The following is a 14,410-nucleotide window of genomic DNA, read 5'->3' as shown; positions in this document are numbered from 1 at the left end:
TAGACAATTTAATTGCGTGTGCAGGAGCAGCCTCGATTAACGCGCAGCGCACGAAGGAGAACAAATCATGGCAAAAGTAGAATTTAAGAATATTAAGAAATCATTTGGTAATGTGGATGTTGTGAAGCACTTTGATTTCACGGTTAACGATGGCGAATTTGTGGTGTTTCTTGGCCCATCTGGTTGTGGAAAATCGACCACATTACGTATGTTGGCGGGTTTAGAGTCGATCACATCGGGTGATATTTACGTTGGCGACAAGCTGATGAATAAGATAGATGCCAAAGACCGTGACTTGGCAATGGTGTTTCAAAGTTACGCGCTATACCCGCACATGAGCGTATATGAAAATATTGCGTTCGCGCTGAAGCTAAAAGGCATGCCGAAAGCAGAGATTGATACTGAAGTACGTAAAGCGGCAAAAATGTTGGAATTAGATCCACTACTTGATCGTAAGCCAAAAGAGCTCTCTGGTGGGCAGCGTCAGCGTGTGGCGATGGGGCGTGCCATGGTTCGCACACCGAAAGTCTTCCTGTTTGACGAGCCGCTTTCTAACCTTGATGCAAAATTACGTGGCGTGATGCGTGAGGAGATCAAACAATTGCACCGCGAACTTAAAACCACCACCATTTATGTTACCCATGACCAAATTGAAGCGATGACATTAGCTGATCGTATCGTCATTCTTAAAGATGGCTATGTCGCGCAAGTTGGTACACCGACCGAAGTATTTCAACGCCCTGCGAATAAATTTGTTGCCCAGTTTATCGGCAACCCTTCAATGAACATGTTGGATGCGCAATTAGTTCAACAAGATGGCGAGTGGTTGATCAAACTTGGCGAAACGCTGATCCCGCTGCCAGAGCGTTTTAAAGCGCATGCATCAAAAAACCTTGCACTGCATTTTGGCGTTCGTCCAACTGATATTCATCTACGAGCCGAGCAAGTGAATCACGATCGCGTGTTGCCAATTCCGGTTAAAATTAAAGATAAAGAGCTACTGGGTGCGAGCATTTTGCTAAAAACACAAATTGCAGACCAACCTTTGATGGTTGAAACTCAGGCGGCGGAACTGGATGTGAGTGATGTTACGCTTTACCTCGATTTGGATGCAATTCACCTCTTTGATGCCTTGAGTGAAAACTCATTGGCTAGTTTTTAATAGAGGTAAAGGCGATGACAACAATCAGCAAAGCTCCTTATTTTGATACTTGGCCAAAAATTGAATCGGCGATTAAAAGCAACCCTGCCATCGAGCAAGAAGTCGCAAGAATTGTCAGTTTAATGACCCTGGAAGAAAAAATCGGCCAAATGATTCAGCCAGAAATTCGCGATATCACTGCTCAAGAGATCATTCAATACAAAATAGGCACGGTATTGAATGGCGGTGGCTCATGGCCGAACAATAACAAACATGCACCTGCTAGTGAGTGGGTTGCTAAAGCCGATGAATATTGGTTTGCTGCGCAAAAAGCGTTTGCAGGACGCCCATTCAATATTCCCTTTATGTGGGGAACGGACGCGGTTCACGGTCATAATAACGTATATGGTGCCACTGTATTTCCGCATAATATCGGCCTTGGCTGCGCGCGAGATACCGCTCTTATTCGTAAAATCGGTCGTATTACCGCGATAGAAATTGCAGCAACGGGCATCGATTGGACGTTCGCTCCAACGGTTGCAACGCCACGTGATTTACGTTGGGGCCGCGTATATGAAGGGTATTCGGAAGACCCTGAAGTGACCTATGCTTACGCCAGTGAAATGGTGGTCGGTTTACAAGGTGATGCAGTTGATCTGCAAGGTGAGCATCATGTGATCTCGAATGTGAAACATTGGGTTGGTGACGGCGGCACAATCAACGGTGTTGATCGTGGGACTAATATCTACAGTGAAGATTTATTGTGTAATATTCACGCTATGGGCTACTTCAGTGGCTTAAATGCGGGCGCACAAGTGGTGATGTCTTCTTTTAATACTTGGGATAATGCGGCGAACTACGACCACTCACCACAAACACAAACTGATTACAATTTTAAGATCCACGGCAGTAAGTACTTACTGATAGACGTTCTTAAAGAAAAAATGGGTTTTGATGGATTGGTAGTGACCGACTGGCATGGTCATTCTGAAATCAGCAAATGCACCGACGGCAATGCGACTTACGCGATCAACGCGGGCAATGATATTTTGATGATTCCGATCCGCGAACACTGGCAGTCGGTTTATCATCAAGCGGTAAGCGATGCTAAAAGCGGTGTGATTAGCATGAGCCGCATTGATGATGCTGTTACTCGCATTTTACGGGTAAAAATGCGTGCTGGATTATGGCATAAACCTCATCCCTCTGTGCGTGCTTTAGCTGGAAATCAATCACTCATTGGCAGTGCAGAACATCGCGCTATTGCGCGTCAAGCAGTACGTCAATCTATGGTGCTTTTGAAAAATAAGGGATCCATTTTGCCACTAAAACGTGGTCGCAAAATATTCCTGACGGGCAGTGGTGCTAATGACTTACAAAAACAGTCTGGTGGATGGAATTTAACTTGGCAGGGTGATGAAAACTGCTTAGCGGATTTTCCTGGTGCAACCACGGTGAAAATGGCGTTAGAGGCGGAATTGGGTCAGAAAAATGTATGCTACGATCCAGAACTGACCAATGAATACCAAGCCGGAGATATCGCGTTGGTGGTGTTTGGTGAGGACCCCTATTCTGAAATGATGGGTGACATTAAAGCGTGGCAATCGTTAGAGTTTTCGACATTAAAACGCAGCTACCGCGCTGACAGTGAAAAAATTAAAGCGCTGCATCAACGTGGTGTGAAAGTCGTCTCGATATTCTTTAGCGGTCGCCCGCTGTTTGTTAATGAAGAAATTGCCTTGTCTGAAGCGTTTGTCGCTGCGTTTCTACCCGGTAGTGAAGGGCGGGGTATTACTGATGTATTGATAGCGAATGCTGACGGTGAAGCGAACTATGATTTTACCGGTACGTTATCGTTCAGTTGGCCAAATAAAAAGCGCAGTGCGTGCGTAAACCGCATTCCTCGACATATTCCCAATTATGTAGTGCCAGAGTGCGAACAGTCACCATTGGGAGAACACGCTCCGTTATTTGAATATGGCTATGGGCTTGACTACAGTGACAAAAAGCAGACTCGCGATCTGGATAACCTTGATCTGGATATCGACCCAACCGAAGCTAAAACGCGAGCAACGCATGCCGAGCATCTCTATGGCATCATGGCAACCATTGGTGATTATCAGCTTAAGGTTTCAGATGCCGATCATTGGATGGGTACCGATGTTTCGCGCAATAATGTGATGAAACTCAGCACATTAAACACCAGACCATACAACTACCAACAGCAGCAAGATGCGGTTGAGATAGACATGATGGGCGGTGGATCTATGGTCTACGCGCAAACTGGATTAGGGCATGCTGAAGATTTCAGCCATTATGATAATGAGCAAGGCGTGATCAGTTTTGAAATTAAGGTGCTGAACGCGGCGACTGAGCCTATGTATCTGGCTGTGCAACGTTCGGCTGTTCCAGGGCGTATGGGTGACATTGACAATCTGCTAAAAGTGGATGTCAGTGAATATTTCACAGTCGAAAGTGAAACCTTTGTTCATGTCCGTATTCCATGTACGCATTTTTCACAACAAGGGCTAAGTTTTAGCCATCTCGACACGCCCTTCTCATTATTCACACATGGAGAGTGTAAGTTCGTGCTCGCCAACATCTGTTGGGATACGCTATAGATAGAACTATTAATTCCTTCTCGTTGACGAGAAGGAATTACCCTTTAGAGCTTATTATCATGACCAAATCTAAAAAAGCACCGACCGTTTATGATGTTGCTAAACTTGCCAGTGTGTCTGCCAGCTCCGTTTCTCGCTATTTAAATCGCACCACTTATGTATCAGACGAGAAAAGTCAGAATATTGAGCAGGCGATAAAGGCGCTGGGGTATAAACCCAATTACTCTATTCAGCGACAAGAAAATAAACGTTCGATGACCATCGGTGTTTTAGTGCAGCATGCAGAAAGCCCCCATACCAGCCGTATTTTGAACGATATGGAAAAAGTGTTGATGGCGAAGGGTTACTCAATGTTGATAGCAACGGGACAGTGGCAAAAAAAATTAGAAGTTCATGCAATTGAATACCTCACTCGAAGCCATGTTGATGGCATGATCATTGTCACTGGCAGTTTGAAAAGTGAGCAAATACTAAAATATTCAGAATCCATTCCTATTATTGCGGTTGGGCACCATATTGTTGGTAATAACGTTCGCTGTATCAATGTCGACAATGTGCTCGGTGGCTATATAGCAACGTTGCACTTATTGCAGCAAGGGCACGTCAATATTGCGCATATTAAGGGGCTATCGAATCAACCTGACTCGACCGCTCGCTTCGACGGGTATAAAAAAGCACTGCGAGAAGCGGGTATTAAACCGATGCCCAAGCTGGTTAAGCAAGGTGATTTTAGTTCAGAAACTGGCTATGAAAAAACCGCTGAATTACTGCAATCGAAAATACATTTTTCCGCCATTTTTGCCGCCAACGATCAAACGGCTTATGGAGCCATTAAAGCCTTAACTGATCACGGTTTGAGAGTGCCTGAAGATGTTTCGGTGATAGGATTTGACGATTTACCGGTATCGCAATACTTTACCCCAGCACTAACGACGTTACGTCAACCTATTGAGGAAATCGGCGCTGTGTGCGCGCATTCCATACTTAACTTACTCAGTGGGGAAAAGCATGATGCGCGGCTGCCGCCGATTGATTTAATTGTTCGAGAATCAACAAAGTCTATCTATCGATAATGAAAAATTTTTATCGGTAAAATACTCCGCAATGGGACTGGTTGCGGTGTAGGTTGCGTTCACTATCGTCGATGTTATTGTGGTTAACCATATTTATGTCAAAAGAATAAGGAAATAAGATGGCCCAAGAATTACGTCAACAGTGTCACACTTTCATTGCTGGCAACCGAGAGCCCAGCCCAGCAGAGCTGTTTGCAAATATGTCGACTTGGTGCTTGGAAAATGACATTGAGCATGATGTGTATGGTGAAGGCCTATTGATTCAGCAGTTCGAGCAACAACTTGCCCAATTATTGGGTTTTGAAGCGGGGCTGTTTGTTATCTCCGGTACTATGACTCAGCCCACTGTGTTGCAGTTAGTGTGCGACCAGAAAAATAATTCTCTTGTTGCTATGCATGAGTCTAGTCATATCTTTCGTCATGAAAGACAGGGTTACCAACTGCAAAATCGTTTTAATATTTTGACGATTGGCGACATGTTTCGTCCATGGACCTTAAAAGATCTTAAACAGTGGCCAGATGATATTGCCGCTGTGCTATACGAGTTGCCAATGCGTGAAATTGGTGGACAATTACCGACTTGGCAGCAATTACAGGAAATCAAAGAGTACTGCCACGAGCAGAAAATACATTTGCATATGGATGGCGCGCGTTTGTGGGAAGCTTCTGCTTATTACCAAAAGTCTTACCAAGAAATAGCGCAAGGCTTTGATTCTGTCTATGTCTCTTTATATAAAGGGATCAATGGGTTAGGTGGCTCTATGCTGCTAGGAAATAAACCATTGCTTGATTGCGCCAGTATGTGGATGAGACGGCAAGGTGGTAATGTTTATCATCGCACCCCGTATATTGTTTCTGCGGCAATGCAGTTTGAACGGCGAATAGCAGCTATGCCGCAGTTGTTTGAGCGAACCCAACAAGTTTATCAAATCTTAAGTCGCTACCCTCAATTTGTGCTTAATCCCACGCAACCGCAAGCCAATATGTTCCATCTTTATCTGCCGGTTAGTTATGAAAACGCAGTCGCGATGCGTGATAAACTGGCGAGCGAACAAGGTGTATGGATTGGCAACCCACAAATCACCGCGTTGCCACAGCAAAGTATGATTGAATGGTATGTTGGTGACCATCTGCTGAATATGTCAGATGAAAAATTGACCGAGATTTTAGATTGGCTGAGCAATCATATGGGGTAGAATAGCACCAATTTGGTTTTCAGTAATAAGACGCTGTATGAACAAGCTGCTAGCGGTGATGGTGACATTGGTATTTACGAGTGCCGCTTATATTGGGTACTCAGCATATCGTGATCTCCATTATTTGAATATGGATATTGATTGGAGTTGGTATCACTTTAGCCCCGCAGGTTTTGGTGCACAAATTGCTCGTACGCATGACACCAACCAATTGCTTTTACGTCGAGTAGATATCAGCCAAAAAGTTGCTGTGTTTGCTCATACGACGATCGATAACAAATTTGAAGTCGTGGTTATTCGCGAGCAAGAATGCCAGCCAAATGCATCACAACCCGCCCACTTAACCGAGAAAAATGGGCCGACTCACTCTATCGCATTTGTGTGCAGTGGCGATGGCAAAACGCAACTGTATAGGCAGGTATGGAAAAAACCGCCGACATTCACCTTAACGGTTGATAACTTTGAGCTGCATGCTGATATCGCCAGTTGGGATACGGCAATGTTAATAAAAGACCAATTTATGCAACTTAACCCCCACTATTTCGATAAACAAAACAATGGGGTTCGTCACGAATGGGCGAGAGATTAATCGCGTTGAAATTTCAAACGGTTCTTCACATCTCTGCTCTTAATGATACGTTCGCTATGGTCAATATCGAGATTGGCTTTGGCTAATCGGTCATAAAGCAATACGTTAACGCTTGCGGCTAAATTCATGCAACCGATCGTCGGCACATAAACCACATCACTGGCTTTGTTGACGATGGCTTGCGGAATAGAACCGTCTTCTGGGCCGAAGACATAAATCGCTTTGTCAGGATGAATGAATTCAGGTAAGGGCGTTGCTCCTTCGGCCAGCTCGACACACACGATTTTCATGTCACTGGGTAAATCTAGCGTGATGTCTTCCATTGCCGTGAGTGGTAATCTGTTTTTGACATTTTTAGTATCGGTTTGAAACTTCACCGCGCGATCATAGCGTTCACCGCTATAACGTACCGCGCAAGCTTGGTAACACCCTGCTGCTCGCATTACTCCACCCACATTGGTCGGGCTTTTCGGGTTACATAAACCAATGATCACAGACATATCACTCACCACAAACTGATCCCTTAAATATTTTGGATGGGCAGTATACCGAGAAAATGAGAATTGATAAGGGAGAAACTCGTTTTGTTGATTAAAGATGATGAACACAGAAGGTTAGCCATATCGATATCAGGTGAGCTGCCCTACCTCTTCTCTGATTCATTGCTCACTCCGATCGTATTTTAAAACTAATCAGTCCCTCTTTATCAAATAATGGCGGTGTAGTTGTATTTGTGACATATCCGTATTTTCGACTTTTTAGGTGATATCCATCTAATTACATAAAATGTCGCATTAATTCAATGAATATTTAATATGTGGATGGTTACATTTATATTTTCAGCAAATGAAGGATGGTCGCATGAAAATAATAAACAGTACCCTGTTGGTTGGGTTAGCTCTTGCCTCTCAAGTTTCTTTCGCAGATACAGATGTTTATTTAACCAATAACTCTGATATGCCAATGTCAATCAAAGTTAACCATACAGGGACAGACAAGTTACAACTCGGTCGCGAATGGCAGCAGCACATTGAAACTCTTGCGCCGTGGGAAACGAAAATGGTGCTCAGTTTTAACCGCTGGAAAGGGGTCCGTTCTGGAAAAACCTATCAATTTGAGACCAAAGTGACTTTACCACAAGGTCAAGTCTTTTCATTACAGCAGAAGGTCAAAGGCCATTGGTATAACTCGTCAATGGAATATGGCGTGCAAGCACAAGATGTTTCGCTGCATTGGCAAGATGACCGAAATATCCATCGTTACCAAACGGAGGAACTGACTAACCAACCAGCGGAACTTGCCTTTAAATCAGCCAGGACAGCGAGATATGATGATATTTATTACACCATAACGCCGGCTAAAATTGATGAAAAACCTGATGCAGATGCCAATACATTCAAAGTGATAACTTACAACGTATGGGCATTACCCGTTGTTGCATCGCACATCTCTGACCGTTTTTCCGTTATTCCTCAATATCTCAAAGGGTACGATGCGTTAATGCTGCAAGAGGTCTTTGCCTCAGGGCGAGACGCTTTTTTGCGTGACCTTGCGAAAGAGTATCCATACCAAACAAAAATGCTCAATAAACCCGGTTTGAATATTTATGACGGTGGTGTGACCATTGTCAGCCGTTACCCGATCGTCAATCAAGGGCAGTATGCATTTCCAGATTGTTCGGGGACTGATTGCTTTGCTGATAAAGGAATCAACTACGCTGAGATCATAAAAAATGGTAAGGCTTATCACTTATTTGCCACTCATACTGCTGCTTTTGATACGGATACCGCTCGTCATTATCGTCAGCGTCAATTTAAGCAGATGCGAAGTTTTGCCCAATCTCTAGCTATTCTGCCTAGTGACACGGTTATTTATGGTGGTGACTTCAATGTCAACAAACGAAAATTTGCAGATGACTACCAAAGTATGCTGACTAATCTTGCGGTTACCGAGCCAAGCTATGCAGGGTACACTGAATCAACCTTTGATCCTCGCATTAATGATTTTGCAGGCAAGCCATCATCAGGTGATGGTAATGTGGAATATCTCGATTATGTTGTTGTTAGTAAAGAATTTGCCCAACCGAGTGAGCATAACCTCAATACAGTTTTAGTGCCAAGAACGACAGACAAACGCTTATGGCAGCACTATAACCTGTCGGATCATTTCCCAGTAAAAGCGGAGATTCGTTAAATGCGTCATGCATGGTTATTGACTTGCGTTGCCCTAGTGGGTAGCGCAAGTTACTGGTGGATAAAGCCGGAGCATTCTGTGGTTGTTCCAGTTCAAGCAGTGGTTTCTCAAGTGCAGTTAAGTGAAAGCAAAGCGTCTTTGACGAAGGCTCTATCCTCACAAAACCAAGATGAAGCATTACTGTTGTCCAAAGGTGGCAATGACGCTTCAGACCCTGTAAGTCAGCTAGAGGAAAACCTGAAAACTGCGCTGGGAAGTGTGCTGAGACAGAATATCGAGCACTTTTGGCAGCAATGTCGCCACCAGCAGAACTGCGAGTTGCAATTGGACCAACTTCGGGAAAATTTATCGCCAGAACGGCTTGAGTTAGTGGCAACCTATTGGCAAAAGCAAACGCAACGTGATGCTCTTTTTGGCGAGGATTTTATGAGCCAAAATAAAGAGTTAGGTGAAAAAATTGCTAATGTGAAAGCGATTGATCAACAAGTGTGGGGACAACAAGCTGACATCCTGTTTGCCGATCAATACGCCTATTACGACTTAGCTCAACTGCAAGATGAAAGCGTGGGGTATTCTTCTGTTGAAGAAGCATCACAGCATATCACTCAGCGACTGACGCAGTATGAAAATCAGTGGGATAGTTTCTCACTTTCCACTAACAATGCTCGTTATGAACAAGCACTGCGCCTGATCCCTGAGCATTTTTCGTTAGAGCAACGTGGGGAGCTGCAACAGCGCCTTGCCGAGTTTTATTTAAATGACCAAGAAAGAGGTGAAATCGTACAACGTCAAGTTGAAGAAAAGGTGCAGGCGCAGCAGATAGAAAGCTACCAGCAAGCTTTGGCGCAGTTTAATGACACATTGTCAGAACAAAGGAAAACGCAATTTGCCTCTCTTACAGCAGAGCAATGGTCGCAGCATGTCGCTCAGAAGCGCTATGAATTCAGACAAAGCTTTTTTGCTAATCGCTAAATATTGCCAATAGCGAAACGGTGATCAATAAGGTTAGCAACAAGTACTGGCAGTTAAGTATTTTAGCGGAGTGCGTCCGGTTTGTTTTTTGAAAAAGGCAATAAACGCGCTATCGCTAGAAAACTCCAGTTGGTGGGCGACATCATTAACTTGAAGGCCTTGAGCAAGTAGCTCAATGGCTTTCAAGAGTCGCCATTGCTGACGCCAGTCTTGATATGGCATGCCGGTATCTTTAAGGAAAATTCGTGTAATGGTTTTACTGCTGGCACCGATATGTTGGCTGAGTTCATTCAAACTTGGCGCAACGCTCTCACCTTTAGCAAAAATATTTAGCCAGCGGCTTAACCTGCTGTCAAGTGGCGTTGGCAGCGATAAGTGCTCTTCTTGTGCCGCTACTAACTCTTCAAAAAATAGAGCACATGTGTTTTTCATTTCACCGCTCGGTTTATCCCATGGCCACATTGACATGCGCTCAATCAGTGCTTGCAACAATGGTGTGACGGCAATGATTTTTACTCTGTCGCTCAGTCGTGGAGTTTTTAATTCATCAAAATAGAGTGACCGATACTCGACCACATTATTCATTTTTGCACAATGCATCACACCTGAAGGGATCCACGCGGCGCGTGTGGGAGGCAACACACAAAGCTGTCCATCCAGTACAATGTTCATACACCCTATTGGTGCATAAAGTAATTGCGCCTTTTGGTGTTTATGCATACCGGAATCGTGTTTACCTATGTGTGCTGCAATACCAACCACATCGGCCGCTAAGGCGTCGGCATCGAAATGAGTCGATTCATTAATCAGTGCCATGTCTGAATCCTACTGTTTTTTGTCTTAGTTATGTTATTGGGACTATAACAAAGCTGCGTAAACTCTGCCCAACTTTGATTAAAACGAGAAAAACAAAAATGAAAACGTCGCCTTCCATTGGCCTGATGGTCATTCTAATGATGTTCCCGCAGATTGTTGAAACAATCTATAGCCCTGCGCTTCCTGATATTGCTCGTGGCTTTAGTGTGCCGATTGCAGTCGCCAGCCAAACCTTATCCGTCTACTTTACTGCTTTTGCGCTAGGGGTAGTGACTTGGGGAATCGTATCGGATCATCTTGGCCGTCGAACAACGATGATGTTAGGTATTGCGATTTATGCTCTGGCAGCTTTTGGCGCGATGCAAACGCAACAGTTTGAGTACCTAATGGTACTGCGCGCCATCAGTGCTTTTGGCATCGCAGTTGGTTCAGTAGTGACACAAACTATGCTGCGTGACTGTTTCGAAGGGGCATCACTGGCAAAAGTCTTTTCCTATATGGGTATTGGGTTATCGATTAGTCCAGTTTTGGGTATGGCTGCTGGTGGTTTATTAGCTGAGTGGGGTGGCTACCAAGCCGTTTTTATGGTGCTTAGTATGTTGGCTGTTATTTTATGGTTAACGTGTTTAGTGGCTTTAGCTGAAACTCAACCAAAGAATACTCGCAAACCCAAAGTTTTAGCATTAGTAACAGTCATGTTTTTTGATACTAAGATTTGGCGTAATGCGCTGCTGGTTGCTGGTTTTAATATCCTCTTGTTCTCATACTATCTGCAGGGGCCTTTTCTGTTTGAAAAGTTAGGCTTTGGGCCACAAATATTTGGTTACAGTGGTGCGATATTAGCATTAGGGACATTATTAGGTAGTCTACTCAATAAGAAACTACTTGATATGGATGCCTCTCAACCAATATTGCTACAAATAGCGGCAAGCATGTCATTGTGTGGGGCGATAGGTGTTTACCTGCTGGACGACAGCCTTCTGTTTTTATTGCCTATGATGTTGATCGTAATGGGGTTTGGTATTGGTATTCCTAATATACTTAGCCAAGCTTTAAAGAACTACAAAGCGCAAGTAGGTTCGGCTGGTGCGTGGTTTGGTCTGTTGTATTACCTTCTTATCGGTTTAGGCTTGGCGCTGGTAGGTGCTGCTCAGCATCTAGGAGCAACACTGGTGGTTTGCGCATTGTTTGTCGTTATTATCAGTTGGACTATGAAGCCACAGACTTAGATACATCGACCGCTTTATTCGCAACGCATGAAACGTTAAACTGACGGGTAAATAATTGACTTGGATTGATCATGGCAACTTTATCTCTACAAGAGCAAATGCTAAAAGCGGGTTTGGTAAACGCCAAAAAACTCAGTAAGGCAAAAAAGAGCTCTAAAAAATCTCGCGTACAAGCACGTGAAGTGAAAGCAGCGGTTGAAGCGAAAAAAATTGAACAGCAACAGCGCGACAAAGTGCTCAACAAACAGCAGAAAGAACAGCTATTGAGCAAAGAAATTCAAGCACAAGTAAAACAGCTGATTGAAATGAACAAGTTGGATCTTAAAAATGGTGAGATCAAATACAACTTTGTTGATGGTAAGTTGGTTAAGTCACTGTACGTTGACTCATTGGTTCGTGACCAACTAAGTAAAGGCATTCTGGCTATTGCGCGCTATGAAGAGAGCTACGCAGTTATTCCCGGAGTGGTGGCAGACAAAATCTTTATGCGAGATGAAGACAGTATCATCGAAAATAAAACCGCTGATGAATCCCTTCCTGAAGAAGACGACCCATATGCCGATTTCGTCGTTCCTGATGATTTGATGTGGTAAACCGTTGGTGTACGTGTATACCACTTCAAGTGGTTTAGGTATAAGCAAAAAACGCTACACGTACACCATTTATCTCCTGCTTAGTATAACTACAGTGCTGCGTTTTCAATAGGCTTACGAACCTTTAGTAGACTTACTAATCTTTACGTTATAGTGATCCCGACCATTATGAACTAAGTTGCTGGTGTCGAATTGAGTACTTAAATGCGTAAAGATGACGTCTGAAAAAACATTAAACTCTTCAAAATCGTTGTCATTGGCTGAGTGACTAAATAATTGGGCGAGTGCAGTTCCTGAATACCATTTTGCTGGATTATCTTTTAGTAACGTGATGATTTCATCATCACTCTTAGACTGCATGAGTGATGGTCTCATATTCATTGATACTAAGTTAGACAATGCTGATTTTAGCGCAAATTCTAGCTCAGTATTAAGAGAGCCTTTGACTAAGCCTTCTATCTCCTGAGCACTTATTTTTTGCCCAGAGGCATAATCCGTACATTTAGTTTGATCAACAAGAATGGCCCTAAAAAAACAGAGTCCATCACTAGCAACCTGAATTTCAGTCATTGATAACTCAGGTTTTTGACAGGGAGTACTAGAAGCCATTTTAGCCCGTTTGGAATCGGGATCCATACCAAGTTCTGATAGCCTCTCTCTTTTTAAATTCGGTGTGGGCAATTGTGATTGATATTTATCTTGCTTATCCAGTTCTGTATATAGTTGTTGTAATAATTGTTCAATTTCTGGATTTAATTCCTGTTTTGGTATTTTTTCTATATAAAGGTCAGGATCTAATTTTTCCTCTTCTGCTTTGGTAAGTATTTTAGTTATAATTTCGTTGGCATTGGTTTCAGATGTTTCCAGAACATTTTTTATATGCCGTATCTTTTCTGGTAAATTATTTTCACCTCCAGTTGGAGGTCTGAGATGCTCATTACTTGTAACAACTGAATTGATATTGCTTATTGAAGAAATAGTAGATGGACACATAAATATCACCCATGTTCAACATTAATCTGATCATCATCGTTTGAAATCGAAAGGTATGTCACTAGAATTTATGTGAAATATTGTTATTCCGTTTTTCATTCACTAATATTGACTTACTCAGCGCTCTTTTCATCATTGAGCATAAGCATCCGACATAAATATTTTATATCTATACTTACTCCCTCTGACTGGTTAATTTTTCTATACCCTTCCTACCTGCAACTATAAATAGTTTGGGTGTATTTTATACTGAAATAGCAAAACACTAAAAATAGTTAGCCTATCTGCAAAGCTATTTACTCATGAAAAGTCATGTGATTCTATTGAGAATTAAAGTGATAATAGTTAGATATTGGAGACTTAATTCAAGTTATTGGAGTTTTACTATGATCGCTAAAAACTTTAAGCTGATTTACATTAGGCTCTGTATTAAAAGCCTTTACTCAATAAGTCATTATTAGAAAGCCCAGAAAGGGGCTTTTTTCTGATTACTCGATAGTAAAATGGCTGTGGTGAAAATACACCGATGGGATCGCATTTCCGAGTGTGATCGAGTGACTACCATTAATGTTGAACCCTTTCCCTTTTCCCCTTGGTTATTACTGCAATGGCTCTAGTGATTATCTATGAATAAACCTCACTGGGGGCACATTTTAATTACATTAGTATTACTAAATTTTAATATTATTTACTGATATAAATGTGTTTTGTATAAAAATTTCATTCTTTAAATTTTTAATAAGTCAGGCGGTCACAAAATCAGATTTAAAATACAAATCAACACAGTTGAATATGATACTGATTTTATATCTACTGTGGTTGTTTGCAAAATAATTTGCAATATACACACAATATACAAAGGAGTACCTATACCGAATCAACTTGAAGATGCAGGCTTGAGAACCTGAAAATGATCATTAATTCGAGATGTCAAAGAGCCTGCGATCTCTGGAAGAGTCACAGAAAAAAATTGGTCTATTGCCGCCTTGAAGTC

Annotated in this window: 12 protein-coding genes and 1 pseudogene; 9 read left to right on the top strand and 4 right to left on the bottom strand. The window is 42.7% G+C overall.

Annotated features, from left to right (window positions below):
• The first annotated feature begins 67 nt into the window (after nucleotides 1-67).
• From ugpC to EYW48_RS05355, 5 genes are all read left to right on the top strand, one after another.
• Nucleotides 68-1,162 (top strand): sn-glycerol-3-phosphate ABC transporter ATP-binding protein UgpC, encoded by a 1,095-nt coding sequence (gene ugpC, locus EYW48_RS05375; RefSeq protein WP_171980634.1) that lies wholly within the window; start codon nucleotides 68-70, stop codon nucleotides 1,160-1,162.
• Nucleotides 1,163-1,176: 14 nt separating this feature from the next.
• Nucleotides 1,177-3,762, top strand: coding sequence for a glycoside hydrolase family 3 protein (locus EYW48_RS05370; protein ID WP_277431978.1), 2,586 nt, complete (start codon nucleotides 1,177-1,179; stop codon nucleotides 3,760-3,762).
• A 56-nt stretch (nucleotides 3,763-3,818) separates the two neighbouring features.
• The gene (locus tag EYW48_RS05365) at nucleotides 3,819-4,835 is read left to right on the top strand and encodes a substrate-binding domain-containing protein (protein WP_171822935.1); all 1,017 of its coding nucleotides are present in this window, start codon (nucleotides 3,819-3,821) and stop codon (nucleotides 4,833-4,835) included.
• Nucleotides 4,836-4,954: 119 nt separating this feature from the next.
• Entirely contained in the window at nucleotides 4,955-6,031 is a 1,077-nt protein-coding gene (locus EYW48_RS05360) for a beta-eliminating lyase-related protein (RefSeq protein WP_171980633.1), read from the top strand.
• A gap of 37 nt (nucleotides 6,032-6,068) precedes the next feature.
• Nucleotides 6,069-6,620, top strand: a complete 552-nt coding sequence (locus EYW48_RS05355) for a hypothetical protein (protein ID WP_053311696.1) — start codon at nucleotides 6,069-6,071, stop codon at nucleotides 6,618-6,620.
• Here the strand turns inward: EYW48_RS05355 and EYW48_RS05350 are convergent.
• On the bottom strand, nucleotides 6,617-7,120 hold the full coding sequence (locus EYW48_RS05350; RefSeq protein WP_080996412.1) for an RNA methyltransferase: 504 nt from the start codon (nucleotides 7,118-7,120) through the stop codon (nucleotides 6,617-6,619). The two genes, EYW48_RS05355 and EYW48_RS05350, sit on opposite strands and share 4 nt — an antisense overlap.
• Before the next feature lie 361 nt (nucleotides 7,121-7,481).
• Between EYW48_RS05350 and EYW48_RS05345 the strand changes: the two genes are divergently transcribed.
• Together EYW48_RS05345 and EYW48_RS05340 are read left to right on the top strand one after the other, a co-directional pair.
• Entirely contained in the window at nucleotides 7,482-8,813 is a 1,332-nt protein-coding gene (locus tag EYW48_RS05345; protein WP_277431977.1) for a sphingomyelin phosphodiesterase, read from the top strand.
• Nucleotides 8,814-9,785, top strand: a complete 972-nt coding sequence (locus tag EYW48_RS05340) for a hypothetical protein (protein ID WP_277431976.1) — start codon at nucleotides 8,814-8,816, stop codon at nucleotides 9,783-9,785.
• A gap of 33 nt (nucleotides 9,786-9,818) precedes the next feature.
• Here the strand turns inward: EYW48_RS05340 and EYW48_RS05335 are convergent, their stop codons facing one another.
• Nucleotides 9,819-10,601, bottom strand: coding sequence for a helix-turn-helix transcriptional regulator (locus EYW48_RS05335; protein ID WP_277431975.1), 783 nt, complete (start codon nucleotides 10,599-10,601; stop codon nucleotides 9,819-9,821).
• A gap of 98 nt (nucleotides 10,602-10,699) precedes the next feature.
• Here EYW48_RS05335 and EYW48_RS05330 point away from each other — a divergent pair, with 98 nt between their 5' ends.
• Together EYW48_RS05330 and EYW48_RS05325 are read left to right on the top strand one after the other, a co-directional pair.
• A complete protein-coding gene (locus EYW48_RS05330) occupies nucleotides 10,700-11,830 on the top strand; it encodes an MFS transporter (RefSeq protein ID WP_053311700.1) in 1,131 nt (376 codons plus the stop codon).
• Nucleotides 11,831-11,901: 71 nt separating this feature from the next.
• Complete coding sequence (locus tag EYW48_RS05325) at nucleotides 11,902-12,423, top strand: DUF2058 domain-containing protein (RefSeq protein ID WP_053311701.1); 522 nt, start codon at nucleotides 11,902-11,904, stop codon at nucleotides 12,421-12,423.
• 114 nt (nucleotides 12,424-12,537) lie between these two features.
• On the opposite strand, the gene EYW48_RS05320 is transcribed toward EYW48_RS05325, so the two are convergent.
• Nucleotides 12,538-13,416, bottom strand: coding sequence for a hypothetical protein (locus tag EYW48_RS05320; RefSeq protein WP_277431974.1), 879 nt, complete (start codon nucleotides 13,414-13,416; stop codon nucleotides 12,538-12,540).
• Nucleotides 13,417-14,293: 877 nt separating this feature from the next.
• A pseudogene (locus EYW48_RS05315) lies at nucleotides 14,294-14,410 on the bottom strand (IS630 family transposase); the annotation flags it as partial.

It is taken from the genome of Vibrio sp. 1180_3 (genome assembly GCF_029478545.1).
Taxonomy (GTDB): Bacteria; Pseudomonadota; Gammaproteobacteria; order Enterobacterales; family Vibrionaceae; genus Vibrio; species Vibrio aestuarianus.
Note: the sequence above shows the minus strand (reverse complement) of the source record. Positions and strands in the feature narration are given on the sequence as shown.

Excerpts from the sequence above, each read along its gene's own strand:
- EYW48_RS05325 (WP_053311701.1), top strand. The coding sequence starts at position 11,902 with ATGGCAACTTTATCTCTACAAGAGCAAATGCTAAAAGCGGGTTTGGTA.
- EYW48_RS05335 (WP_277431975.1), bottom strand. The coding sequence starts at position 10,601 with ATGGCACTGATTAATGAATCGACTCATTTCGATGCCGACGCCTTAGCG.
- EYW48_RS05330 (WP_053311700.1), top strand. The coding sequence starts at position 10,700 with ATGAAAACGTCGCCTTCCATTGGCCTGATGGTCATTCTAATGATGTTC.
- EYW48_RS05370 (WP_277431978.1), top strand. The coding sequence starts at position 1,177 with ATGACAACAATCAGCAAAGCTCCTTATTTTGATACTTGGCCAAAAATT.
- EYW48_RS05320 (WP_277431974.1), bottom strand. The coding sequence starts at position 13,416 with ATGTGTCCATCTACTATTTCTTCAATAAGCAATATCAATTCAGTTGTT.
- EYW48_RS05350 (WP_080996412.1), bottom strand. The coding sequence starts at position 7,120 with ATGTCTGTGATCATTGGTTTATGTAACCCGAAAAGCCCGACCAATGTG.
- EYW48_RS05340 (WP_277431976.1), top strand. The coding sequence starts at position 8,814 with ATGCGTCATGCATGGTTATTGACTTGCGTTGCCCTAGTGGGTAGCGCA.
- EYW48_RS05360 (WP_171980633.1), top strand. The coding sequence starts at position 4,955 with ATGGCCCAAGAATTACGTCAACAGTGTCACACTTTCATTGCTGGCAAC.
- EYW48_RS05355 (WP_053311696.1), top strand. The coding sequence starts at position 6,069 with ATGAACAAGCTGCTAGCGGTGATGGTGACATTGGTATTTACGAGTGCC.
- ugpC (WP_171980634.1), top strand. The coding sequence starts at position 68 with ATGGCAAAAGTAGAATTTAAGAATATTAAGAAATCATTTGGTAATGTG.
- EYW48_RS05345 (WP_277431977.1), top strand. The coding sequence starts at position 7,482 with ATGAAAATAATAAACAGTACCCTGTTGGTTGGGTTAGCTCTTGCCTCT.